The 21,780-nt window shown below is 64.2% G+C and carries 25 protein-coding genes; 9 read left to right on the plus strand and 16 right to left on the minus strand.

Annotation, left to right across the window (positions count from 1 at the left end; translation table 11 throughout):
• Positions 1-12: 12 nt before the first annotated feature.
• A complete protein-coding gene (locus ACNJYD_RS32745) occupies positions 13-1,284 on the plus strand; it encodes a hypothetical protein (protein WP_439364459.1) in 1,272 nt (423 codons plus the stop codon).
• 11 nt (positions 1,285-1,295) lie between these two features.
• Here the strand turns inward: ACNJYD_RS32745 and ACNJYD_RS32750 are convergent, their stop codons facing one another.
• Positions 1,296-1,922 carry a transglutaminase-like cysteine peptidase gene (locus tag ACNJYD_RS32750; RefSeq protein ID WP_439364460.1) on the minus strand — a complete coding sequence of 209 codons (627 nt, stop codon included), beginning with the start codon at positions 1,920-1,922 and terminating at the stop codon, positions 1,296-1,298.
• A 193-nt stretch (positions 1,923-2,115) separates the two neighbouring features.
• On the opposite strand from ACNJYD_RS32750, the gene ACNJYD_RS32755 reads away from it, so the two are divergent.
• Positions 2,116-2,853 (plus strand): metallophosphoesterase family protein, encoded by a 738-nt coding sequence (locus tag ACNJYD_RS32755; RefSeq protein WP_172785745.1) that lies wholly within the window; start codon positions 2,116-2,118, stop codon positions 2,851-2,853.
• A 23-nt stretch (positions 2,854-2,876) separates the two neighbouring features.
• A complete protein-coding gene (locus ACNJYD_RS32760) occupies positions 2,877-3,527 on the plus strand; it encodes a hypothetical protein (RefSeq protein ID WP_439364461.1) in 651 nt (216 codons plus the stop codon).
• On the opposite strand, the gene ACNJYD_RS32765 is transcribed toward ACNJYD_RS32760, so the two are convergent.
• Positions 3,524-3,970, minus strand: a complete 447-nt coding sequence (locus ACNJYD_RS32765) for a hypothetical protein (RefSeq protein ID WP_439364462.1) — start codon at positions 3,968-3,970, stop codon at positions 3,524-3,526. The genes ACNJYD_RS32760 and ACNJYD_RS32765 overlap by 4 nt on opposite strands.
• A gap of 356 nt (positions 3,971-4,326) precedes the next feature.
• Here ACNJYD_RS32765 and ACNJYD_RS32770 point away from each other — a divergent pair, with 356 nt between their 5' ends.
• On the plus strand, positions 4,327-4,704 hold the full coding sequence (locus ACNJYD_RS32770) for a hypothetical protein (RefSeq protein ID WP_439364463.1): 378 nt from the start codon (positions 4,327-4,329) through the stop codon (positions 4,702-4,704).
• A gap of 33 nt (positions 4,705-4,737) precedes the next feature.
• Here the strand turns inward: ACNJYD_RS32770 and ACNJYD_RS32775 are convergent, their stop codons facing one another.
• Positions 4,738-4,977: a hypothetical protein gene (locus ACNJYD_RS32775; RefSeq protein WP_172785741.1), complete on the minus strand. Its 240-nt coding sequence runs from the start codon at positions 4,975-4,977 to the stop codon at positions 4,738-4,740.
• Between the two features lie 505 nt (positions 4,978-5,482).
• Here ACNJYD_RS32775 and ACNJYD_RS32780 point away from each other — a divergent pair.
• On the plus strand, positions 5,483-6,655 hold the full coding sequence (locus tag ACNJYD_RS32780; protein ID WP_439364464.1) for a hypothetical protein: 1,173 nt from the start codon (positions 5,483-5,485) through the stop codon (positions 6,653-6,655).
• A gap of 15 nt (positions 6,656-6,670) precedes the next feature.
• Here ACNJYD_RS32780 and ACNJYD_RS32785 read toward each other — a convergent pair whose 3' ends face one another.
• The 4 genes from ACNJYD_RS32785 to ACNJYD_RS32800 all read right to left on the minus strand — a co-directional run bounded on the left by ACNJYD_RS32785 (position 6,671) and on the right by ACNJYD_RS32800 (position 8,460).
• Positions 6,671-6,949: a hypothetical protein gene (locus ACNJYD_RS32785; protein ID WP_257187486.1), complete on the minus strand. Its 279-nt coding sequence runs from the start codon at positions 6,947-6,949 to the stop codon at positions 6,671-6,673.
• Between the two features lie 286 nt (positions 6,950-7,235).
• Positions 7,236-7,652 (minus strand): hypothetical protein, encoded by a 417-nt coding sequence (locus ACNJYD_RS32790; protein WP_172785739.1) that lies wholly within the window; start codon positions 7,650-7,652, stop codon positions 7,236-7,238.
• A 41-nt stretch (positions 7,653-7,693) separates the two neighbouring features.
• Entirely contained in the window at positions 7,694-7,984 is a 291-nt protein-coding gene (locus ACNJYD_RS32795; protein WP_439364465.1) for a hypothetical protein, read from the minus strand.
• A 314-nt stretch (positions 7,985-8,298) separates the two neighbouring features.
• Positions 8,299-8,460 (minus strand): hypothetical protein, encoded by a 162-nt coding sequence (locus ACNJYD_RS32800; protein WP_172785737.1) that lies wholly within the window; start codon positions 8,458-8,460, stop codon positions 8,299-8,301.
• A gap of 609 nt (positions 8,461-9,069) precedes the next feature.
• Between ACNJYD_RS32800 and ACNJYD_RS32805 the strand changes: the two genes are divergently transcribed.
• From ACNJYD_RS32805 to ACNJYD_RS32820, 4 genes are all read left to right on the plus strand, one after another.
• The gene (locus ACNJYD_RS32805) at positions 9,070-9,201 is read left to right on the plus strand and encodes a hypothetical protein (RefSeq protein WP_257187612.1); all 132 of its coding nucleotides are present in this window, start codon (positions 9,070-9,072) and stop codon (positions 9,199-9,201) included.
• A gap of 268 nt (positions 9,202-9,469) precedes the next feature.
• Positions 9,470-9,634: a hypothetical protein gene (locus ACNJYD_RS32810; protein ID WP_172785736.1), complete on the plus strand. Its 165-nt coding sequence runs from the start codon at positions 9,470-9,472 to the stop codon at positions 9,632-9,634.
• Between the two features lie 454 nt (positions 9,635-10,088).
• Positions 10,089-11,681: an EAL domain-containing protein gene (locus tag ACNJYD_RS32815; RefSeq protein ID WP_172785735.1), complete on the plus strand. Its 1,593-nt coding sequence runs from the start codon at positions 10,089-10,091 to the stop codon at positions 11,679-11,681.
• Positions 11,682-11,778: 97 nt separating this feature from the next.
• Positions 11,779-12,144, plus strand: a complete 366-nt coding sequence (locus tag ACNJYD_RS32820; protein WP_172785734.1) for a VanZ family protein — start codon at positions 11,779-11,781, stop codon at positions 12,142-12,144.
• A gap of 44 nt (positions 12,145-12,188) precedes the next feature.
• On the opposite strand, the gene ACNJYD_RS32825 is transcribed toward ACNJYD_RS32820, so the two are convergent.
• The 9 genes from ACNJYD_RS32825 to ACNJYD_RS32865 form a co-directional block, all read right to left on the minus strand.
• The gene (locus ACNJYD_RS32825; RefSeq protein WP_439364466.1) at positions 12,189-12,635 is read right to left on the minus strand and encodes a CHRD domain-containing protein; all 447 of its coding nucleotides are present in this window, start codon (positions 12,633-12,635) and stop codon (positions 12,189-12,191) included.
• A 135-nt stretch (positions 12,636-12,770) separates the two neighbouring features.
• Positions 12,771-13,055, minus strand: a complete 285-nt coding sequence (locus ACNJYD_RS32830) for a hypothetical protein (protein ID WP_172785732.1) — start codon at positions 13,053-13,055, stop codon at positions 12,771-12,773.
• A 154-nt stretch (positions 13,056-13,209) separates the two neighbouring features.
• Positions 13,210-13,653: a hypothetical protein gene (locus ACNJYD_RS32835; protein WP_439364467.1), complete on the minus strand. Its 444-nt coding sequence runs from the start codon at positions 13,651-13,653 to the stop codon at positions 13,210-13,212.
• A gap of 152 nt (positions 13,654-13,805) precedes the next feature.
• Complete coding sequence (locus ACNJYD_RS32840; protein ID WP_439364468.1) at positions 13,806-15,533, minus strand: chemotaxis protein; 1,728 nt, start codon at positions 15,531-15,533, stop codon at positions 13,806-13,808.
• A gap of 5 nt (positions 15,534-15,538) precedes the next feature.
• Positions 15,539-16,630, minus strand: coding sequence for a protein-glutamate methylesterase/protein-glutamine glutaminase (locus ACNJYD_RS32845; protein ID WP_439364469.1), 1,092 nt, complete (start codon positions 16,628-16,630; stop codon positions 15,539-15,541).
• Positions 16,631-16,646: 16 nt separating this feature from the next.
• Entirely contained in the window at positions 16,647-17,501 is an 855-nt protein-coding gene (locus tag ACNJYD_RS32850; protein WP_439364470.1) for a CheR family methyltransferase, read from the minus strand.
• A 134-nt stretch (positions 17,502-17,635) separates the two neighbouring features.
• A complete protein-coding gene (locus tag ACNJYD_RS32855) occupies positions 17,636-19,438 on the minus strand; it encodes a methyl-accepting chemotaxis protein (RefSeq protein ID WP_439364471.1) in 1,803 nt (600 codons plus the stop codon).
• Between the two features lie 60 nt (positions 19,439-19,498).
• A complete protein-coding gene (locus ACNJYD_RS32860; RefSeq protein WP_100231558.1) occupies positions 19,499-19,987 on the minus strand; it encodes a chemotaxis protein CheW in 489 nt (162 codons plus the stop codon).
• Between the two features lie 66 nt (positions 19,988-20,053).
• Positions 20,054-21,751, minus strand: a complete 1,698-nt coding sequence (locus ACNJYD_RS32865; protein ID WP_439364472.1) for a methyl-accepting chemotaxis protein — start codon at positions 21,749-21,751, stop codon at positions 20,054-20,056.
• Between the last annotated feature and the right edge of the window lie 29 nt (positions 21,752-21,780).

Here is a 21,780-nt window from a genome sequence, read left to right on the forward strand (position 1 = left end):
CGAGCGCGCCGTTTGTCTCTCGCTTATTTTGCCCTCATCGTCTCCGTCGTTTCCGCTTCCGCTCTCGACATCGCCAGCGCCACGTTCGGGGCGCAGCTCGGGACGCTGGCCGCAGCGCTAGGCTTGCTGGCGGCCGCCTTCAGCGCGCGAAAGGCCGACTACGATCATTATGTCCGTGCCACCTCCTGGGGCCGCTGGATCCTGGTGGCCATTCCGCTGTGCATCGCGGCCCAGCTTGCTCCGCTTCCGCTGCGCTTTGCTCATCCGATCTGGGCCAGCGCCCACGAGGTGATCGGTGGCCTCTCGCTCGGACCGATCACGGCCGATATCGGCTTGACGGTGAATGCGTTGCTGCTGGCGCTTGCCGCAATCTCGTTGCTCGGCGTCGCGATCCTGGTTGTCCGCAACCGCATCCGTGCCGAGCTCGTTCTGTTCGTGCTGAGCGGGGTCGCCGCGATCTCCGCCTTGATGTTGGACCTGCATCGGCTCTCGCCGGCGCTTGCTGCAACCGTCCCCCATGACCTCACGACGAGCCTGGCCGGGCTCGGCCTCATGCTCAATCTGGCAGTGATGCAACTCGCCGCGGAACGGGCGGAGACGCATCATTCGGTCGTTCGCTCGGTCGCGATCGGACTTTGCGGTCTCGTCGGAGCCTTGGTCAGTGCCGCTGCGATCTTCGGGTTGTCCGGGACGAACAGCGCGATCGCAGCGGCCTTTGGCGTCGTGCTGATCCTGCTGATTCTCGTCATCCGCAGACTGGATCTGTCGCCATTGGCCGCGAGCGCGTTGTCGATAGCAGCTCTGGCCGGCGCGGCGATCGTGCTGACCTTCCTGTTCGAGAAGAACTCCGGACCGATCCTCCTGCGGCTCGTCCCGGAGATGGGGGCCGAAACGACGGCCGCGTTCGAGCGGATGTTGGCCGACACACGCTGGTTCGGCGCCGGTGCCGGGACTTTTGCTGCGGTGGGCAGGATCTATCAGAGCGATGCCAGCGCCGTCCTGACCACGCCCTCGGCAGCCATTTCCGTGTTCGCAGGGATGGGGTGGGTCGGCCTAGCCGTCATGATCGCGGTGAGCCTATTGGCTTTGGTTCGCCTGTTCTTCGGCGCCCTGCAGCGCGGACGCGACTCGTTCTTTCCCGCTTCGGCCGCGGCTTGCGTCCTCTTCGCACTGGTTCAGAGCTTTGCAGGTCCCGGATTGCTGCACCCGGCAGCAATCCTCTGTCTTTCGGTGATCGTGGGCCTCGGACTGTCGCAGAGCGTCAGCCAATCCGGATCGCGGTAGCGCGCGGGTTATTAGACCGCGCGGTCGCCGAGCGAGGCCCAGTAGTTCGGGTTCTTGGGCGACTGGATGCGGACCCAGCGATAGGGCTTCTTCGACCACGGCATGATGTGGCCGGAGAGATTGTCCAGCACGAGATCGCCGGAGAAGGTGCGCACCACGACCACGAGATGATGCTCGCCCCAGGTGGTGACGACCTCGCTCAGCAGAACCGAGCGCGCCGGAAAGCCCTTGGCGATCAAATCGTGGCGTTTTGTCACGGCATAGTCGTTGCAGTCGCCGCTTGCCGGATGCAGCAGCCATTTTTCGCCGCGCAGGCCTTCCAGGTTGGGCTCGGGACGGATCGCGGCATTGACCCGCTGGTTGACCTCTTGCATCTGCGCCACGCGCTCGGCGGTGAGCTTCAGGCGGCCGCCGCGGAACACGATCTGCTGCGGCCGCGGCTTGCACTCGTCCTTGTACTTCAGGCAAAACAGCGTGAACGCCATCGGCGCCAGCGTCGGCTGGTCGAACTTGATGTACTGGATCGCGCCGCGCAGCCCCAGGGGCGCGCCGACAAAGGCGGCTTCCGCGCTCCGCTGCATCCCCGCAGTGACGACGATGGCGGCGACGGCCGCCAGGAACTTTGCAACTTTGCGCATGTCGCGCTCCCCGTTCTTGTTGGGGAGACGCTACGCGAGACCTCTTGAAATACGGCTCAAAGGCCGCGCGGTGCTTTAATCAAAATGCGGGCGCCTCGGTCAGGGACAATTAAGAATACCGATGCGTGACTTGTTCTGCTAAGAGCGGTCACGACGTTCCGCTCGTGACGCTGGATGCGATTCGACCGACCTGATGGGCCTTTCCTCACGCTTTCGCAAGAAGACCAAGCCGCGGCTTCCCGACGGCGTTCGCGTCTATGCGATCGGCGACGTGCATGGCCGCGCCGACTTGCTTCAATCGCTGTTAACCGTGATCGACGCCGACTTGGCCCGCTCGGCCCCCCAACGCGCCATTCAGGTCTTTCTCGGCGACTTTGTCGACCGCGGCCCGGACTCGCGCGGCGTTCTTGATCTCTTGATCGAACGCTCGAAGTCGCACGAGACCGTGTGTCTGAAGGGCAATCACGAGGTCTTCCTGCTCGAGGTGCTCAAGGACCCCGCCCGCCTGCAGGAGTGGCGCCACTATGGCGGCCTCCTGACCCTGGTCTCCTACGGCGTCACGCCGACCATGAATCCGTCCGCGGAACAGCAGGTCGAGCTGATCGAAGGACTGAGGCGCGCGATCCCGCCCGAGCACCTCGCCTTCCTGCAGCAATTGCCCTCGTCCTTTACCTGCGGCGACTTCTTCTTCGTCCATGCCGGCGTCAAGCCTGGCGTCGCGCTCGATCGCCAGAAGGATGAGGACCTGCTCTGGATCCGCGAGGAATTCCTGGCATCCGAGGAGCGGTTCGGCAAATACATCGTTCACGGTCACACGCCGGTCAGCGCGCCCGATATCCGACCGAACCGCATCAACATCGACACCGGCGCGTATGCGACCGGCAACTTGACGCTATTGACGATCCAAGGCGATAGTCTTCTCGCAATTTGAAAGCTTGGGCCGCAACTTCGGTGATGACGCTTCGCGCCATTGGTATCCTGACCGCGATCGCGCTGGCGCTCCACGCCGGCATGACGTTCTATGGCGATCTGGTACGGCCGGACTTTCGCGCCCGCGACTTGTTCTCGGGCGAGATTCCGCCGGACAAGACCAAGCTTAAGGCCGCAGGTAGCCTGGCGTCTTTCTCGTGGGATGGCGACCTCCTGGCAAATTATGCAGCGGCGATGGCCGCCGACGTTCTGCACCGTCCGTCGACCGACGCAAGCGGAAGGGCCAGCGAGAGCAAGGCGGTCCAAGCCGCTGTCGTCGCGGCCTTGAAAGTCTCGCCGATCAGGCCGGCGCTCTGGCTCACGCTCGGCACGCTCCAGGCCCAGGCCGGCGAAGCGGTCACGCCCGCGGTGAAGATGTCCTATCTGACCGGGTCGGTGCCGATCGATGTTGCCTTCTCACGCGTCCGCACCGTGACTTCGAGCGCCGCTGCAACCGACGAAGAGATCAAGCTGCTGGCGCAATCCGACATCCGGTCGGCGCTGGCCAACCGCTCGCGTTACGAGCCGCTGCTGATCGCGGCCTATGTGCAGGCAACTCCGCAAGGCAAGTCGCTGCTGCTGGAGACGACGAAAGTGACCGATCCCAAATTCAACGAGATCTTGCGGCGGTACTAGCGGGCCGATTTCGGGGTGACCGGCACGAAATCCTGATCGCGGCGCGGCTGGTCGGATCGCCCCTGGTACACGAACATGCCCTTCTTGGTGGCGACGATGTCGCCTCGCTGCAGGCTGTCGTCGCGAAGCAGGCGTTCGGTCGCGACGAGGTCCGGATCTTCCGGAATCGGCTTGTAGAGCTCCGGATGCTCGCGCCGCTCGCGCGCAACCTCCTTGGCACGGCGCCGCGCATCCTCGATGCGCTGCCGCCATTCGCCGCGCGAGACTTCCGGCTCGCTCGACGGAAGATAGTCGTTGATGGACGGCTCCGGCTCGGTCTGGGCACGGCATGAGAGCGGGCAGGCATAGAGGGCCAATCCGACAGCGGCCGCCATGGCCGCCTGAGCCGGCGCGCGCGCCAGTGTCCGGCGGTCTGACAGGGACTTGCAGCGAAGGGAGCGCACTCCGATGACTCCAAAGGGGCCGAGCGGCAGCCCGAGGCCGCCGCGACTTCAGCTGATACGGCTGCCAATTGCAACATTTTCGGAACGCCGCGGCCGTCCCATCAAAAAAGCGAAAAAACAACCCCATGCACAGTAGCCGACCCCAGCCAAATCAATGGGTTACGAATTTCCCGAAATCCGACTTGGTCCGTCGGGCAAAACGGGGGTAGGATGGCATGATCTGGAGAGAGGCCGACCGATAATCGGCCTATTTGCGATCAGCCTCGGATGAGCGCCTCAAAGACAATAACTCGGTCCCAAGGCCTCGTTAGGTCATCGCTGCTAGATTTCGGCATTCGCTGATGGAGTTGCCGTGCATGCATGCAGGACCGGTATTGCTGTTGAGTGTTACCGTTGCGATGTCCGCCATGCCTGCCCTTACGGCTCACGCCAGTCCCGCCTGCGTCAAGGAGCGTACACCGTTTGAATTGTCGCAAGACACCGTGAAATGGACGATGTCGATCGCGCCTGGAGCCGACTGCATCCAGGGACTGCGTTGGTCGTACATGCAGATCTTCAAGGTATCGGTCGTGAGCGGGCCATCACGGGGGCAATTGGCGGTGGTCGGGTCCGGCTTCCGCTATTCGGCAGAAGCCGGGGCGCGCGGCAGCGACAATTTCACGCTGCTGATCTCGGGCAAGAACCGTCACGCTCCGGGGACATCGACCCTGGAGGTCGAGGTCAATCCGCAATAGCCCGCTCCGCCTCGTGGCGGATGTTCAGCGCGACTAACGGCGGCTCGACCCGCTGCCCCGGGTTCTATTCCCGTAATAGGGACGGGCATATCCGCCCCTCGTCACAGGCGGCTCGATCCGGCTCGGAATATTCGGCGTCGCGTTGGGCGGCGCGGGCTGCGACGGGTTGACGATGATCACGTTGCGATTGGGGCTCGAGGGGTCATTGACGCCCTGGGCCCAGGCGCCGGCAGGCACCACAAGCGCGAGTGTGATCAAGACTAAGCGTTTCATGCCAGATCTCCCGAGCAAGAACGTCAGGGAGGCGAACACCGTTCCTTCACGGCGGCATCACGGTTCCTTGCGCGACCTCATCGACGCACGGCAATCAGCTTGCCATCTCTCCAGACACCTTGGGCCGCCTTTCCGGTGGGAAGGCTCCCCACGTTCCGGACGGCGGTAGGTCGAGAGGCAGCCTGAGTGGTCTGCTTCTTTTTCTCAGGTGTCGTCACGATGCTGGAGCTCGTGGTGTTGGCCTGGTCCTTGGTCCCTTGTGCCGAAGCAGACTGAACCAGAAAGGCCAAAAACATGATTGCTGTCAAAATGCCGCGCATGGTCACACACCGGATGAAGGAGCTGGTCGAAATGTCACAGGTTTCTGCCCAAAAGCAAGCTCTACGAGACGATCGCACAGGACCTTTGCGGGGCCGGAGCATCAGCGCGTTTCACCGCGACCAACGGGGTCCGGGGTGAAAAAGCCTAGCGGAACGGCACTATCCGGGCTAGTTGATCGGCCTTGATGACCGAGACCGGCGACACAGCAGCCAACGCCTCGCAGGCGCAAGAGATCAAGGCCGGACTCGTCCGCCTGTTATCGGAGCGGATCCGCGAAGTCTCCGGCGACCCCAGGCAGATGCGGGATGTCGTCTACGAGCTGGCTCGCGTCAAGCTTCTGGAACAATTCACCCACGCCGATGCGCGGGAAGCGCGAGAGCTCCAGCAAGTCCTCGAACACGCCATCCGGGAGGTCGAACGGTCCTTTGAGCGAAGCGGAATATCATCACCGCCAAAGGCTGCCGCAGTTTCCGCGGCGAATTCTCCGCTGGTCGACGTCCCTGTTCCTCCGCCCATTCCGACGGCTCCCGAGACGCCGGGCCATCCTGCCGCACCGCCACGTTCGCTTGACCAGCCCAAACGGAGCAGAGCCTTCAATTCGCTGGTGCGATTGAGCGCCATCCTGCTGCTGATCGCCGGGGCCGGCACCGCGATCGTCTATTGGCCACGGCTGAAGACCCAACTGAGCGCATTGTCGCAGGTGGCGCCGCTCTCCGAGCGCACGCCTGGAAGTCCCGAGCCTCAACCGACCGCGACCCCGACTCCCGCGGCGGGCGAGACCCCGGAACGGACGCCGGAGAGCCCGGCGCCGGCGGCGCACCCCTCGATGCCTTTGCCGACGACGTTCGGCGTCTACGCCTTGAGCGAGGGCCAGCTCCATGAGCTGAAGCCGGTACCCGGAAAGATTCCGGACCGGCGCGTCGCGATCTCGGCCGCCATCAACACGCCGAGCGTGACCACAGTGCCGGACGGTGATGTCAAATTCATCGTGTTCAGGCCCGATGGGGGTGTCGAGGCCGGCGGAACCGAAGTTCGGGTGATCGCGAAAGTCTCCCGCGCCATGGGCGTCGATGCGACCGGGAAAGCGGCCATGGTCAGCGCCGGCGATTCCTGGGTCATCCGCAGCATGTCCTACCCCTACAAGGTAGGACCGATCGACGACCAGTCGAGAATGCTGTTGCTGCAACCGGAGCAGGACGGCTTCACGCTCGCGCCCGGCCGCTACATCGTCTTGGTCAAGGGCATGGGCTACGACTTCACGGTTGCGGGGACGATCACCGATCCCAACCAATGCGTCGAGCGCATCAATGCGATCAACGGCGCGTTCTATTCGCCCTGCCCGCCGCCGCGACGATAACGCAGCCTTCCCGTTTTACTTGGCCGGCTTGTTGTCCTTTGGCGCATCCGCCGGCATGTCGTCGACCTTGCCGTTGTTGGCGACGCATTTCCGGAAGTACTCGCGCTGGTCCTTGCCCGTTCCCTTGGTGCTCCCCGCTGCGGGGTTGCCTATTTGTCTGGGCGGAAAGGCCTTGGCCACGGCCGCATCGCATGCCCGCGCCACTTCGACGGTAATGGCCGAGGCCGTCGCCGGCACCGCCAGGGTCAAAGCGCATGCCAGCCCAACCAATGTCCGCAAATTCTTGACCGGCACCTCGTCGCTCCTTCAGTCGGTGAATGCTTGCCGAACCATACCAAAAAGGAACGAGGCGCCAAACGGCAAACCGCGCCGATTTGTCACGCGGTTTGCCCTGCGTGCCGGCAGGGCTGTGCACCATCCGAGCGCGCGCCTCATCCTTCGAGACGGCGCTAACGCGCCTCCTCAGGATGAGGCTGATCGGCGACGGTGCCCGTTGAAACTGTCGCTGCCGCGCGCTCCGTCCTCATCCTGAGGAGCCCGCTGAAAGCGGGCGTCTCGAAGGATGGCCGCGGTCGCGCTCCTAGCTGTTGAGCTGCGGCGGCTTGAAATCCGGAAAGCGCGTGAGCATTGCGGTCTTGACGAACTTCAAGTGAGCAATGGTGCTCGCCAATTCCTTGAGCCGGCGCTGGCCGTTCGAGATGTCGGCCGCGAAGAGATCCTGATGATAATTATCGAGCGCCTCCCGCTCGAGATATTCATCGGTGCCGTTTCCGAAGGTCACGGAAGCACGCGCAAGGGCATCGTCGACACGCCGGTTGAGCCCGGCCTGCTCCCTCTCCGCCTCCTGCAAGGCGGTTTCGATCGCCGCCAAAACAGCTCCGATCCGCACGCGGTCGGTCTCCGCATCGCGCTCGGCCGAGCGGGCCTTGAAGGTTTTGTCCTCGCGGCGGGAGCCGAGGAGATTGTGTGCGCGCGCTCTCAGGAACAGCTGAAACATCCGGGCCATCCCACATACGAGATCCAGGCGGGTACCATCGGTCAGCCGTAGTTAACAAATCCTGAATCCGGCGCCCGTCCGGTCTGGCTTTGTGCGATCCATGCCCGCCAAGCTCCCTCGTGCCTGGCATAGAGCTCGAGCCAGCGGACTTCGCCGTCCGCAGCGGCGCCTACCCGTGCGCGGACCTCGGATGTGAATGGTCCTGTCTCGTTCGATGCGAGGTCCAGTGCTTCGAACTCCGCCGTCTCCTCCGGAGACAGGCCGATCAGCACACGATGCCCTTGGGCGTCGACGAAATATCTGCGCGGCGCGTTGTGCCTTGGATCAGTCATGCGCAGGGCCCTCATTCATGATCCATGGCCCTGGGCGATCCTTCAGCCGCCGCTCAAAGCTACGAACAAACGCGATCAAAACGAGGACGCAGGTCGCGCCCAGCAACGCAATCAAATACGCCATTCAGCCCACCTATGCGAGCCGCGAAAATATGGAGGCGGCTAAAGTAAAGTCTCGCCATGAATTGCTACGTTCTAGGTTGCCTTTCCGAAGCTCTCAAGAACCGCATCACGTTAACCTAACTGCGCATGGTTATCCGACCGGGCCGCACGGCGAGATCAGCTTGCGCTCACATCCGCCCATGGCCGAGCCACTACGATGGATGCTCGCTCTGCTTGGCGCCCATCGCTGCCGGCGTGTAGGGCGCATAGAGACGATATCGTGCCGACCGCTTGCGGGAGCGCCATGCCCGCACGCCATAGCCGCAGCAAAAGCCGGCTGCAAAGATCGAAATCAAAACCAGAATTGCAAACATTTGGAATGTTCCCAATGATCGGAACGCTCCTCCCGGCTCATTTCAACGTGATGTTGTGACGACTTCAAGATCATCGGCGCTGAAAGTTTTGTCAGAGGAACATGAAGTTTGTGCAACGTGATGCTTGAAGTTTGGTCGTTGCAAGAACCACGAGCCCCAGGGGATGACGAAATCTCTCATCGTTCGAGGGCGATATCCAGCCCACGATGTTAACCCGTGTTCACTGCGGCAGCAGCCTCGAACGAAGCGGTGGAATGCGCGGTACTCGGGCAATGCTGCGATCTGCAGAACAGGCACTGACACCTCGTCAAGGGCATCTGGCTGCCATCGCGAAGCCAGTGCCGACGCAGCATCCGTTGTTCTACGGAGCGTCATGCGGCAACTTCGTCGCGGTAAGGTTGAGAGGTTAGCTTAACCCGCGTTGTTTGTTGCGAACTCTCAGCGATTGCTTATCCATCTCTCGTACCGGGCTCCCCCAAGCTCGGCCCCACCCAAGCAAAGCCGTCGAGCGAACATGGGTCCGCTTGGCGGCTTTGTCGTTGTGTCGACGAGAGGATCATTTCGGTTATGGCGCGCAGGCCCTGGTCGTTCAAGGAAGATCGCCGGCTCATGGAGCTGGCCAAGTCTGCAGCCTCGCTGGAGCAGGCAGCAAAAGCTCTCGGGCGCTCGCCTGATGCGGTCAAGCGCATGGCGTTGCGGCTTGGTCTTTCGTTGAAGTCGAAGGCGGCTAAGAAGAGCTGATCGTAGCAGTGCAGCGGCGCTCGCCTCGGCTTCGTGGCCGGCCGCTGCAGTGAACGTCCAGTGACGTCGCCGATGAGACAACGGGCCGTCATGGAGGCCAAAGCGCAAAAGCGGCTTCGCAAATTCCTGCGCTGAGCTTTCTTCAGCCCGCCGGCCAAGACAGAACTTTCGGACTTTGCGTCAGGCAGCGCGGCAAAGCCGTCGCCGCGGTGGGAGGAACCAAATCAACCTTGGGATGTTGGTCCGGCTCTCACAGCGAGGTCTGGCAGTGCTCCACTTTGCCATTTCCGCAGTCTTGGTCTGGCTGGCGCTCAACATCGCCTTCGTGGTGCTCCGGCTGCGGGCCGCCTGCGAGTCCGCAACGCCCCGCATCGACAGGCCCAGCCGCCCCTATCCCGGGGTCGTTCCCGTCCGCCATCGTCTCGGACAGTGAGGGTCGATTGAGCGGGTTGCCTGCGGTGCCCCGCCCAGCCGCCTCGACCTAATTTTGCGTCCGCTTCTGGGACCCCATCCCGGGACTGGTTCCGTAGCTCGGTGTTCCCGTTCCCTTGAAGGCTCCGCCCATCGGATCCGATCCGGAGTTGGTGCCCGTGCCGCTGCGGGTCGCGGACGTGGGCTGAGTACCCGATGGCTGGTCCTTGGTTCCTTGCGCCGAGGCCACGGAGCTTCCGATTGTCAACGCCACGACGAGGCTTAACGTCCTGATCATACTGCTCAACTTTCCCTGCTTGTTTCTAGCCCTGAGCCGCCTGACCATTGGCCAGGGCATTGCGCGGCCGCCCGTTCGGGCTGGTCCCTCCGTTAAACCCTATCTTAGCCCCCGCTGGCTAGGATCAATCTCCAAGCCTGCTCGTATTTTCGCCTTGCCCTAATTCGCCTGAAACCGGATGAGATTGCTGCGACCAAGCCTTCCGTTTGCGGCGCTCGTGCTTGCGAGCATGTTGGCGTTTGGGCTGGCGGGCCATTTCGCCGCGGAGGCCGTCATCCGCCATCAACAGGCGCATCAGCTCAACGAGCTGACCGAGGTCGTTCTGCGCCGATCGGAGCTTGCCGTCGATTTTGCCGCGGGCAGCCTGGACGAGCTCGCGCGGCGCAATTTCGCCAGCTGCGAGCCGGCGGCGCTGCAAGCCATCCGTCTGCACGTCTACCAGCGCTCGGCGATCAAGGACGTCCGCCTGGTCAAGCCGAACGGCTCGGTGATCTGCTCGGCCTATTCCGAGACGCTCGAATTCGACAAGGGATGGGTGGACCGCCGCGACATGCTGCCTTCGCGCGACAAGACGCTTTCGCTGTTCCGCGTCGAGCAGTTCGGCGGCGACGCCTTGGGCGTGCTCAGGGACGTCGATGGCAGCTCCGCTCTGGTCGCCATTGTCGGCATCAATGCCAGCCTGTTCGATATCATGCCGGCCGAGCTGCGCGCGCACAGCCAGGTGATCCTCGCCTTGAGCAATGGCGAGAAGCTCGGCGAATTCCAGACCGACGCCGGCAAGTCTCTGCCGGCGCCGATCAGCTTCGAGCGGACGTCCGCTCGGCTGCCGCTTCATGCCACGATCCAGCTCGAGCACGCGGTGCTGTCGAGCTGGAATAACGAGGCCTATTGGCCCACGCTCGCAGTGGCCCTCGGACTTGGCGCGATCTTCGGTATTCTGCTGGCCCGCAGCCGTCGCATGGAGGGGCCAGTCGCCGATCTCGACCGGGCGCTGACGGCCGGCGAATTCAAGCCATATTACCAACCCATCTTCGACCTCCGGACCGGTCGGATCAAGGGTTGCGAGATTCTGGTTCGCTGGCTGCGCCGCGATGGCTCGGTCATCCCGCCGATGAATTTCATTCCGCTCGCCGAATCCAGCGGGCGCATCCAGGCGATGACCTGGCAGATCCTGGGATCGGCGCTCACCGAGCTCAGGCCATTGCTCAGGGCGGACAAAAATTTCAAGCTGTCGCTGAACGTCGTGCCCAAGCACCTCCTGAGTGCGGGCTTCGTCGAAACGCTGCGGCGCACGGTTCTGACCGCACGCATCTCCGCGCGCCAGATCGTGGTCGAGATCACCGAGCGCGACGAATTGGATGATCTGGCGCGCGCCGCTTCGGTCGTGGCCGAGCTGCGCGACCGCGGCTTCCGCGTCGCCATCGACGACGTCGGCGTCGGCCATAGCGGACTGTCGCGGCTGAAGGGCCTCGGCGCCGACACGATCAAGATCGACAAGTTCTTCGTGGACACGATCACGGTGGACGCATCGACGACCACGATCGTGGAAATGCTGGTGGCGCTCGCGAAAGACCTCAATATGAGCGTGGTCGCGGAAGGCATCGAGACCGAGGAGCAGCTGCGCGCATTGCTCGCCTCCGGCGTCGAGGAAGGCCAAGGCTATCTGGTTGCGCCGCCCCTGCCCGCCGCAAAATTCAATGAGCTCCTCGAGTCGCGCCGGGTTGCGCAGTCGGGCGCGGCGACATCCGGTACGACGGCTTTGGTGGCCTGACTGCCGGCGCTCATAGCCGCCGAGGCTTTAACGATACTTTCTAACGATATTTTCCGCTTTCAAACCCGAGCGGCGAGCAAGCTTGTATGTTGGGGCCATGCGCAGGAGCCACCTCATAACAGCCGCGAGCATCTGTCTGGCGCTGATCGTCTATGCCACGCTGGCGAAGCTGTCGGGACGGCCTGCGCTGCTAGGGCACCACGAGGCCTATTGGGTCGTCGTGATCGAGCGCTTCAGCGCCTATGGCCTGCTCGGCTTCCTGCTGTCGTTCCTGCTGCCGGGACGGTTCAGCCTGGCATGCTCGCTCGTCATCGCGGTCGCCATGGGGCTGGAGCTGATGCAAGCGTTCATACCCGACCGCGATCCAGGCTTTCTCGACGTGCTGCAGAAGGCGGCAGGAGGCACCGTGGGCGTCATGCTCGCACAGATGATCCTGGCGTTCCTGCCCAGACCACCGTCCTGAAGCGGCGCGCATTGCCTCGGCGCAATGACCGGCCGACCCGATCCTCACTTCATCATCTGACCGCGCAACTCACCGCCTGGGTTCGCGGCGGTGTGAATGTTCGCGTACCATTTTCCGCCCAACAGATCTGCCGCCTGCGCGTCGGTGAGGGTGGCGCTGCCTTGGATCGGGCTTTGCGCCGTCTTGAACGGCAGGGCGATGCCGGCATTCTTTCCGGCCTCGCCGGGACCGTGAAAATGCGCTCCCATCGCCGGTCCCGTCAGCCCGGTAAAGGTGACGACGTAGGTCAGGACCTTCGTTTCAGTGTCGTAGCTCGCCTCCGCCTTGCCCGATCCGGTCGAGCTGTTCGGCGGCACCTCGTTGCTTCCCTTGAGTTCCGCTTGCAGCTTCACGACCTCCGCACCGGCCGTTCCGCCCGTCGCGCTGACGCCTCCGACCAGCGCCAGCGCTCCCAACAGCGCCACGGACCGTCGACACACGGCTTTGCTCATGCACTTCCTCCTGCGGATTCTGCTCGTCCCGCGATGAAAACACCGAGGACTGCCGGACATTCCACCACAGAGCTTATGCTGATTCGGGACAACGCTTGCGGGAAATAGACCTTCGCAAGCGCGTCACGCGCCGGCTCAAGCCGCCCCGCGCCTCGTGTGACGCCCGGAGGGAACCAGGAGCTCGGCCATCTGGCGGTGGGTGTCGTGCAGCGCTTCAATGGCGCAGTCGAGATCGAAATCAGCCTCGCGAACCGACGCGAAGAACTTGGCCGTCAGTGCCAGATCGAGCTTGACGCGCGTTGCGCCGTCGCGGCTCTTGCGACGATCGAGCGACAGATGGATGGCGCGGTTCCGGGCTTCCGTTGCACCGCAGCCGCAAAGCGCGCCGAGCTCGTCATATGTCATCCAGATTTGAGGCATGTTCTTCCACCACACTCGATCGATCGCAGACTGGATAGCTCTCGCTTCTAAAGGCAGAGTTGCTGCAGCGCGAATTCGAGACAACAACGTCAATGCGATGCTAACCGGGCGGCGGGCGCGAATGGAATTGCGCGGAATTGTTGCCGATCCGGTTTTACTTCGGCGAACCCGTCGTGAACCGATGCCGCGGCCTTGAACGGCTGTCGAGCCTCTTGGGCAGCTTGTCGGCCTTGAGCTTGACGACCGCGCCCCGGGCGTCGGGAGCCGGCGCCTCTTCCTGGCTGTAGATCAGCGTCACTTCGAAGCTCACGTCGGGCGCTTCGCGGGCCGTTCCCGAACAGGTCGCCATCGCACCACTATAGACGCCGGAGAGCTCGACCTCGACCTCGTCGAACCCGAATACGGTCGGCGGCCCGTCGGCATGTCGACGCGTGGTCAGGACGGCGGTGAAATGCCGGTCGTCCTCGAACTGATAGGAGCCGCCATAGTTGAAGAAGCTGTCGCTGCCCGAGATCCGTCCCTGGGCCAGATGCACGATACCCGTGCCTTGCGCGTGCGCGGTTCTGAACCACGCCGCGTATTTGCCCTCTTTCAGCATGGAAGCATCCACCCGTGATTTCCATGCGTATTTGCAACGAAGCTCGAGGCGCGACAATGACCGACACGGCGAGCATTCCGCCACGGTTAATGCCCTGCAAAACCAATCCGTCAATTGCTGCAGGGCGCGGCGAGGTGGTGCCCGCAGCACCGTCAAAACAATTCGATGCCGTCGTCGGCAGCCTCGACAGCCTCGACCCGGCATGCGGTGGCAACCGAGGTCAGCCCGAGCGTCTGCAGGAATTGGCGGTGGACGTCCCGCTCGCGCTCCATCGTGTAGCGCGCGAACAGCGCATCGAGCATCGCTTCGTCCTGCGCTTGCGGCCGCGGCTTCTGGCCGCCCGCGCTCGCGGTCTCGAGCCGCGCAGCGACCGCGGGCAACGCCGCGGAACCTTCGCCGAGCGTGCTCATCAGGCCTTGCGCCGAATTCATCAGCCGCTCGAATTCCGCACCTTCATCGACGAGCCGGCTCATCAGCTTGCCGAGCCGTTCATTGCCGGCCTCGACCTCGCGCAGCGCCTGGAGAATCTGCGGCTCGAGCTGGGTGAGCTGGGTGGGATCGCCCTGCACTCGGAGCTGCTTCAGCTCCCTCGCCGAGCGCTCGATGCCGTCGAGCACGGGCCTCAAGCGTCCCGCGCCCAGCGAGACCTGGTCGGAGGTGGCCTTCAGCTCGTTGGCGATGACGACGAAGGCGCTGCCGCGGCTGCCGAGATGGCTGGCCTTGAGGCCCGCATTCATGCCGATCAGCGTGATGTCGACCGTCGCCTCGGCGAGCCCGGCGATCGCCTGACGAAATTTGGTGAGCGTGTCCTCGACGATCGCGAGCGCCTCGTCGACCGAGCGGCCGGCGCCTTCGCAAGTCATGATCAGCGTCGAGGCGTGCGCCAGCGTCTGCTTGATGCGCGCCAGGAACGATGACGAGCTGCCATCCTCGCCGCCGAACAACGTGCGGCCGTGGCCGACGACACTGCCCGCGTCGTGCAGGATGGCGGTCAGCGCGCGAACGATCTGGCCGATGTCGCCGCCGAACTCGCGCTGGGCATCCCTGAGCTGGGCCGCCTGCAATTGACAGATCGTGCGCGCGCCGTCCTCGCTCGCGACAGGTTCGGGAACGAGGCTCGGGGCGGGCCCCGAAGCGAGGCTGAGGCCGTGAGCGACATGCTCCAGGCGCTGGCGCGTGCTGTCGCCGGCCTGCAAGGAGATGATCGCGCTGCCGACCGCCTCGGCGATCTTCCTGGTGCTGGCGCTCGCGAGATCGGCGAGATGGCTGCTGTTGCTGCGCTGATCGCGCAATCCGGCATAGGCGGAGCCGAGCTCGGCGCTCTCCGCCGCCAGTTGATTGCGGTAGCGGCCCTCGAACTCCTTCTGCCGGCCGGATGCGGTGGCGACCGCCTCGGACAGCCGCTGCTGATCGCGCGCGCAGCCCTCGATCGCGCCCTGCACCGCCTTGCCGAGATCGTAGGCCTCCTGCGTGAAGGCGAGGAAGCCCTCGCGATCGCCGTCGAGCGAGGCCGCCTCGATCCGCGCGCTGCGGGCGATGATGGTGATCATCTGGATGTGCTTGAACAGCGGCTTGAGCAGAGCAGACGCCTCCGCCGTGCTCTTGCCGATGGTCTCGAGCAGGGCGGTCTCGGCCGGCAGCGCCTGCGCCAGCTCGCTGAGCCGCGCAGCGATCTCCTGCAGCGCCGTCGCGGCGCCCTCGATCTCTGCGCCGGAGAGCTCGGCGGAAAGCGCCGCGAGACCCTGGTTCAGCTCCTTGAAGATGAGATGGCCGCGTCCGAGCTCGTGGCCGACGCGCGCGAACACGTCCTCGATGCGCGAGGAGACGCCCTCGATCCCTGCGATCGCCTCGGTGAGCGTATTGGCTGGAATGAGCGACATTGCCGTCAGCCTGCCACCGCGGGATGTCCGGCCTGGTACCAGAGCATGATCTCGCGCGGGATCTGGTGCAGCGAAACGATCTTCTCGACACCGCCGTGGGCGATGGCTTCCCTGGGCATGCCGAATACCACGGAGCTGTCTTCATCCTGCGCGCGCGTCGCGGCGCCGAGCTTCTTCATCTCCAGCATGCCGCGCGCGCCGTCATCGCCCATGCCGGTCATGATGACGCCGAGCGCGTTGGCGCCGGCATGCTGGGCGGCGGAGCGGAATAGCACGTCGACGGAAGGGCGATGCCGCGACACCGGCGGGCCGTCCTTGATCGCGATCTGGTAACGCAGGCCGATGCGCTGCAGCAGCATGTGGCGCGCGCCGGGTGCGATATAGGCCCAGCCCGGCAGCACCGGCTCACCATCCTCGGCCTCCTTGACCCTGATCTGGCAGATGCCGTCGAGACGCCTGGCAAAGGCGGCGGTAAAGCCCGCAGGCATGTGCTGGACGATGAGAAGCGGCGGGCAATGCGGCGGCAGCATCTCGAGGACGTCGTTGAGCGCTTCGGTGCCGCCGGTCGAGGCGCCGATGCACACGATGCGTTCCGTGGTCGGCCGCACCCTGCCCTGCACCGGCGGCGGGATGATGGCATCGGCGGTCAGCTTCTTCTCGATGGCGCGGCGTTCCGCCCGCGGACGCACCCGGGCGCGCGCGGCGGACTTCACGGCCTCGCGCAGCCGCGTCGAGCATTCGAGCAGCGCCTGCCGCGTGTCGATCTTCGGCTTCGGCACGATGTCGACGGCACCGGCCTCGAACGCCTCGAACATCACGTTCGAGCCTTCTTCCGTCAGCGAGGAGCAGATGATCACCGGGATCGGATGCTGCGCCATGATCTTGCGCAGGAAGGTCAGGCCGTCCATGCGCGGCATTTCGAGATCGAGGATGATGACGTCGGGCAGCTCCTTCTCGAGCCGCCTGGCTGCAACGAACGGGTCGGACGCCGTCGCCATCACCTCGATCTCGGGATCTTCGGACAGGATCGTCAGCAGGATTTGGCGCACCGACGCCGAATCGTCCACGATCAGCACGCGAACTTTCTCCCCTGGCATTGTCGTTGCGCTCCGCCTAGACCTGGAAGATGGTTGGCTGAACCTGCTTCAGCCCGGGCACCGCACTGTGAATCATCGACTCCGAATGCCCGACCAGCAGATAGCCGCCCGGACGCAAATGGCCGCACAATTGCTCGACCACCTTGCGCTGGGTCTCGCGCTCGAAATAGATCAGGACGTTGCGGCAGAAGATGATGTCGACGTCACGATCGACGGGATAGGACTTGTCCATGAGGTTCATCCTCATGAAGTGCGTCACGCGCCGCAGCTCGGGTATGATCCGCACTTCGCCGCGCGATTTGTCGCGCGAGGACGAGAAATAGCGTTTCACGAACGGCTCCGGCACCGGCGCGAGCACGTCGCGGGTGTAGATCGCGGTCCTGGCGAGGCGTAGCACCGCGGTCGAGATGTCGGTGCCGAGGATACGGTACTGGAAGCGCGAGCCGTTCCGCGCCATGTCGTCCAGCACCATCGCGGTGGTGTAGGCCTCCATGCCGGTGGAGCTCGCCGAGCTCCAGATCTTCAGGTTGGCGTCCTTGCGTCCATGCGATCTGAGCAAAGCGGGGACCGCGACGTCCCTCATGAAAGTGAAGTGCTGCGGCTCGCGGAAGAAGTCGGTCTTGTTGGTCGTCACCACATCGATGAGATGGGTCAACTCGGTCTCGAAATGATCCACCTCGAACAGGTTCTCGACATATTCATTGAGGCCGGAGAAGTTCAGCGCACGCACGCGCTTGTGCAGACGCCCCTCCAGCATCAGCCGCTTGCCCTGCGGCAACTTGATGCCGACCTGGCTCTCGATCAATTCGGCGATGGTCCGGAAATGGCGGTCGGACAGATGCACGGCCGTATCCTGCAGGGCGGGCATCATGGACGACGACCCTGGTTCCTGGCGGCCGCCTGCACTGAATGTGGGGCCATCCTGGCCATCTTGAATCCTACACGTCTACGCAATGACTGAAGATGGATCGGCCCCAAATTGGGAGGCCGATCCCACAAAGACAATCAGCGCTGGAACTCGGCGTCCCGGTCGTCCTCGCCGTCGTTCATGTCGAAAGCAAAGCCGCCGCCGCCGGCGACCTTCAGCGCGCGGGCCGGCTTGGCCTGCGGCTTCTTGGCCGGACGCTCGGCCGCCGCCATGGTGGCTGCCTTGGCGCGCAGCTGGTTGACCGCGCGGTCGATCGGCGCGGCCGCCTGGCTCTTTGCGCCCTGCTCGATGCGGAAATAGGCGATGGTCGACTGCAGCTGCTCGGCCTGCGAGGCCAGTTCCTCCGAGGTCGAGGACACCTGCTCGGATGCGCTGGCGTTCTGCTGGCCGACCTTGTCGAGCTGCTGGATCGCCTGGTTGATCTGGGCCGAACCGACGTCCTGCTCGCGGCAGGCCGCGGTGATCTCCTCGACCAGCTCGGCCGTCTTCTTGATGTCGGGAACGAGCTTCGCCAGCATCGCGCCGGCATCCTGCGCGACCTTCACCGTATCGGCCGAGAGCGTGCCGATCTCGGCCGCGGCCGCCTGGCTGCGTTCGGCGAGCTTGCGCACTTCGGAGGCGACCACTGCAAAGCCCTTGCCGTGCTCGCCGGCACGCGCGGCTTCGACCGCCGCGTTGAGCGCGAGCAGGTCGGTCTGGCGTGCGATCTCCTGCACGATCGTGATCTTCTCGGCGATGGTCTGCATCGCGTTGACGGCGCGGCCCACGGCGGCGCCGGAGGCTTCCGCGTCCTTGGCGGACTGCGCGGCGATCTTCTCGGTCTGGTTGGCGTTGTCCGCGTTCTGCTTCACGTTGGAGGCCATCTCCTCCATCGAGGAGGAGGCCTCCTCGGCGGACGAGGCCTGCTCGGTCGCACCCTGCGACAGCTGCTCGGCGCTGGCGGAGAGCTCCTGGCTGCCGGCGGAGACGTTCTGGGCCGCGGTCAAGGCTTCCGACACGATCTGCCGGAGCTTCTCGACCATGCGCTCGAGCGCGAGACCCAGCGTGTCCTTGTCCGACAGCGGCTTGGCTTCGACCATGAGATTGCCTTGTGCGATCTCGTTGGCGACCGCCGCCGTGGCATTCAGGTTCACCGTCATCGCATTCAGCGCCTTGATGAGGTCGCCGATCTCGTCATTGCTGGAGGACTCGATCTTGCGGCTGAGATCGCCGATCGCAACTGCATCGGCAAGCCCGACGGCCTGCCCCAGCGAGCGGCTGATATTGAGCGCGATCCAGGTCGCGGCAACGGCAGCGATCACGAGCGAGGCGAGAACCAGGCTCATCAGTATGATCTCCGCGCGGGAGCCGTCCTGTCTGGCCTGCTCGGCCTGGTCCGCCATGTTCTTCTTGACGTTCAGGATGTAGGCGTTGGCCGCGTCCAGCGCGTCCGCGACAACCTTGCGGCCGTCATGCATCGAACGATCCATCGCCTTGGCCTTGTCGGTCCTGGCCAGCTTGACCGTCTCGTCCTGAAAGGCGTTCATCTTGGAATACGCAGCAGAGAAGCCGTCGATCAGCTTCTTGCCGTTTTCCGAGGCCGCGGCGTGGATTTCCTCCTTGAGCTTCAGCAGCTGCTCACGGGTCTTGGCGAGGTCCGCGACGAACTGGTCATATTCGGCGTCCGAAGCCAGGATGGAGTTCTTCTCGGCGCGAAGCTGAAAGAGGATACCCTCCTTGAGCCCGGAGGCCTTCTCCATGCGGCCCGCGCGGCTCACCAGACTTTCGGTGGTGCCGACCATGTCGGCCAGCTTCATGTAACCGACCGCGCCGGCGATGATGGATAACAGGATGACGACGCCGAACGCGCTGGCAAGCTTGGCTTTGACGGTGAATCTCATGTCAGTCTCGTTGGTTCGAATTGGGGTGCTTACGCTTGATCACGCTTCACTCTCGCAAACTCAGGCGGCGCGAGGCGCATCCGCACCGGCGTCGCGCCCTTCCGGAATCTTGTCGTTCGCCATCAGCTTGGCGAGGTCGAAGATGACGACGAACTTCTCGCCCTTGCGGCCGATGCCGGCGGCGTAATCGGATTGCCACTTGCCGCCGACCTCGGGGATGGGCTCGATCGCCTGCTCGTCGATGTCGGTGACCTCGAATACGCAATCGGCGACGAAGCCGACGCCGACCAGGCGGTCCTTCATCGGCACGTCGAGGATGATGATGCGGGTGGCTTCGGTGGCCGGCACGCTCGGCAGGCCGAGCTTGGTCCGGAGGTCGACGATCGGATAGCCGCTGCCGCGCACGTCGATCATGCCGAGCAGGAAGTTCGGGGCGTGCGGAAGCCGCGAGATCGGCCGCATGTCGAGGATCTCACGGACGTTACGGATGCTGATGCCGAACGTCTCGCCGGCGAGCCCGAGCGTCAGATATTGCGAGGTTGCGGCCATGATGCAGTCCAGGGATCCGGAGGTTGGCAAATGAATGCGGTCCGGCGTAAGAGCCGGACCGGCTGATCAGCGTTGGAACTCGGCGTCGCGCTCGTCCTCGCCGTCATGCATGTCGAAGGCGAAGCCGCCGCCACCGGCGACCTTCATCGCACGGGCCGGCTTGCGAACGGGGGCCGGCTTCCTGGTGCCGCGATCCGTCGCCGCCATGTGCGCGGCTTTGGCCCGCAGCTGGCTGACGGCGCGGTCGATCGGCGCGGGCGTAGCAGCTTCCTCCCGCCCGGCATGCTCGATGCGGAAGAACGAGATGGTGGACTGGAGCTGCTCGGCTTGTGAAGCGAGCTCCTCGGAGGTCGAGGATACCTGCTCGGAGGCGCTGGCGTTCTGCTGGCCGACCTTGTCGAGCTGCTGGATCGCCTGATTGATCTGGGCCGAGCCGACGTCCTGCTCGCGGCAGGCCGCGGTGATCTCCTGCACCAGCTCCGCGGTCTTCTTGATGTCGGGCACGAGCTTGGACAGCATTTGTCCCGCCTCCTGCGCGACCTTCACGCTCTCGCTCGACAGCGTGCCGATCTCGGCGGCCGCGGCCTGGCTGCGCTCGGCAAGCTTGCGCACCTCGGAGGCGACGACGGCAAAGCCCTTGCCGTGCTCGCCGGCGCGCGCGGCCTCGACAGCGGCGTTGAGAGCGAGCAAATCGGTCTGCCGCGCAATCTCCTGCACGATCGTGATCTTTTCCGCGATCGTCTGCATGGCCTCGACCGCGCGGCTCACCGCAGCGCCGCTGGCTTCCGCGTCCTTCGCCGACTGACCCGCAATCTTCTCGGTCTGGTTGGCATTGTCGGCGTTTTGCTTGACGTTGGACGCCATCTCCTCCATCGAGGACGACGCCTCTTCCGCCGAGGAGGCCTGCTCGGTCGCTCCCTGCGACAGCTGCTCGGCGCTTGCCGAGAGCTCCTGGCTGCCGGCGGAGACGTTCTGCGCGGCTGTGAGCGCCTCGGAGACGATCTGCCGAAGCTTCTCGACCATGAGGTTGAGCGATTTGACGAGATCTCCGATTTCGTCGTTGCTGCCGGTGTTGATGGTCTGGCTCAGATCTCCCGCCGCGACCGCGCCGGCGAGACCAACCGCGCGGCCAAGCCCGCGGGCGATGCTGACGGAGATCCAGACTGCCGCGATGATGCCGATCGCGAGCGAGCCGAGAACGAATGCGATCAGCATGAACTGCGCTCTGCTGCTCTCCTCGCGGGCATGGGCCGTCTGCTCGTCCATCGCCGTCTTCACGTAAGCGATATAGGCCTCGGCAGCCTCCATCGATTCCCCAACGGCGCTGCGGACGGACGTCATCGACAGCTCCGTCGCCTTGACCTTGTCGGTCTTCGCGACCTTGAGCGTGTCGTCTTCCACCACGTTCATGCGGGCGTAGGCGGTGCCGAACCGTTCCAGAAGCTTCTTTCCTTCCGGCGTCGCCGCCGCGTAAATCTCGTCCTTCGTCTTGAGGACACCACTGCGCAGCTTGGCGATCTCCGCGAGGAACCTCTCGGATTCCGACTCGGGCACAAGGATCGCGTTCTTTTCCGCGCGGACCTGGAACAGGATGCCTTTTTCAAGGTCGGCGGCATGCGCTATTCGTGAAGCACGCGAGACCAGCCCCTCTGCGGCGACGATCATGTCGTTGAGCTTCACGTACGCAACGCCGCCTGCGGCCATGGACAGCACCAGGACGACGCCAAACGCGCTTGCAAGCTTAGCCTTGACCGTAAATCGCATGTGCAGCCCCTCAGCCCCTCAATCTTGCG

Source organism: Bradyrhizobium sp. SPXBL-02, from assembly GCF_051853065.1.
Taxonomy (GTDB): domain Bacteria; phylum Pseudomonadota; class Alphaproteobacteria; order Rhizobiales; family Xanthobacteraceae; genus Bradyrhizobium.

What these genes read in the sequence shown, in the direction of transcription:
- ACNJYD_RS32750 (WP_439364460.1), bottom strand. Translation starts at nt 1,922, where the DNA reads ATGCGCAAAGTTGCAAAGTTCCTGGCGGCCGTCGCCGCCATCGTCGTC.
- ACNJYD_RS32755 (WP_172785745.1), top strand. Translation starts at nt 2,116, where the DNA reads ATGGGCCTTTCCTCACGCTTTCGCAAGAAGACCAAGCCGCGGCTTCCC.
- ACNJYD_RS32760 (WP_439364461.1), top strand. Translation starts at nt 2,877, where the DNA reads ATGACGCTTCGCGCCATTGGTATCCTGACCGCGATCGCGCTGGCGCTC.
- ACNJYD_RS32770 (WP_439364463.1), top strand. Translation starts at nt 4,327, where the DNA reads ATGCATGCAGGACCGGTATTGCTGTTGAGTGTTACCGTTGCGATGTCC.
- ACNJYD_RS32775 (WP_172785741.1), bottom strand. Translation starts at nt 4,977, where the DNA reads ATGAAACGCTTAGTCTTGATCACACTCGCGCTTGTGGTGCCTGCCGGC.
- ACNJYD_RS32780 (WP_439364464.1), top strand. Translation starts at nt 5,483, where the DNA reads ATGACCGAGACCGGCGACACAGCAGCCAACGCCTCGCAGGCGCAAGAG.
- ACNJYD_RS32790 (WP_172785739.1), bottom strand. Translation starts at nt 7,652, where the DNA reads ATGTTTCAGCTGTTCCTGAGAGCGCGCGCACACAATCTCCTCGGCTCC.
- ACNJYD_RS32795 (WP_439364465.1), bottom strand. Translation starts at nt 7,984, where the DNA reads ATGACTGATCCAAGGCACAACGCGCCGCGCAGATATTTCGTCGACGCC.
- ACNJYD_RS32800 (WP_172785737.1), bottom strand. Translation starts at nt 8,460, where the DNA reads ATGTTTGCAATTCTGGTTTTGATTTCGATCTTTGCAGCCGGCTTTTGC.
- ACNJYD_RS32805 (WP_257187612.1), top strand. Translation starts at nt 9,070, where the DNA reads ATGGAGCTGGCCAAGTCTGCAGCCTCGCTGGAGCAGGCAGCAAAAGCT.
- ACNJYD_RS32815 (WP_172785735.1), top strand. Translation starts at nt 10,089, where the DNA reads ATGAGATTGCTGCGACCAAGCCTTCCGTTTGCGGCGCTCGTGCTTGCG.
- ACNJYD_RS32820 (WP_172785734.1), top strand. Translation starts at nt 11,779, where the DNA reads ATGCGCAGGAGCCACCTCATAACAGCCGCGAGCATCTGTCTGGCGCTG.
- ACNJYD_RS32825 (WP_439364466.1), bottom strand. Translation starts at nt 12,635, where the DNA reads ATGAGCAAAGCCGTGTGTCGACGGTCCGTGGCGCTGTTGGGAGCGCTG.
- ACNJYD_RS32830 (WP_172785732.1), bottom strand. Translation starts at nt 13,055, where the DNA reads ATGCCTCAAATCTGGATGACATATGACGAGCTCGGCGCGCTTTGCGGC.
- ACNJYD_RS32835 (WP_439364467.1), bottom strand. Translation starts at nt 13,653, where the DNA reads ATGCTGAAAGAGGGCAAATACGCGGCGTGGTTCAGAACCGCGCACGCG.
- ACNJYD_RS32840 (WP_439364468.1), bottom strand. Translation starts at nt 15,533, where the DNA reads ATGTCGCTCATTCCAGCCAATACGCTCACCGAGGCGATCGCAGGGATC.
- ACNJYD_RS32845 (WP_439364469.1), bottom strand. Translation starts at nt 16,630, where the DNA reads ATGCCAGGGGAGAAAGTTCGCGTGCTGATCGTGGACGATTCGGCGTCG.
- ACNJYD_RS32850 (WP_439364470.1), bottom strand. Translation starts at nt 17,501, where the DNA reads ATGATGCCCGCCCTGCAGGATACGGCCGTGCATCTGTCCGACCGCCAT.
- ACNJYD_RS32855 (WP_439364471.1), bottom strand. Translation starts at nt 19,438, where the DNA reads ATGAGATTCACCGTCAAAGCCAAGCTTGCCAGCGCGTTCGGCGTCGTC.
- ACNJYD_RS32860 (WP_100231558.1), bottom strand. Translation starts at nt 19,987, where the DNA reads ATGGCCGCAACCTCGCAATATCTGACGCTCGGGCTCGCCGGCGAGACG.
- ACNJYD_RS32865 (WP_439364472.1), bottom strand. Translation starts at nt 21,751, where the DNA reads ATGCGATTTACGGTCAAGGCTAAGCTTGCAAGCGCGTTTGGCGTCGTC.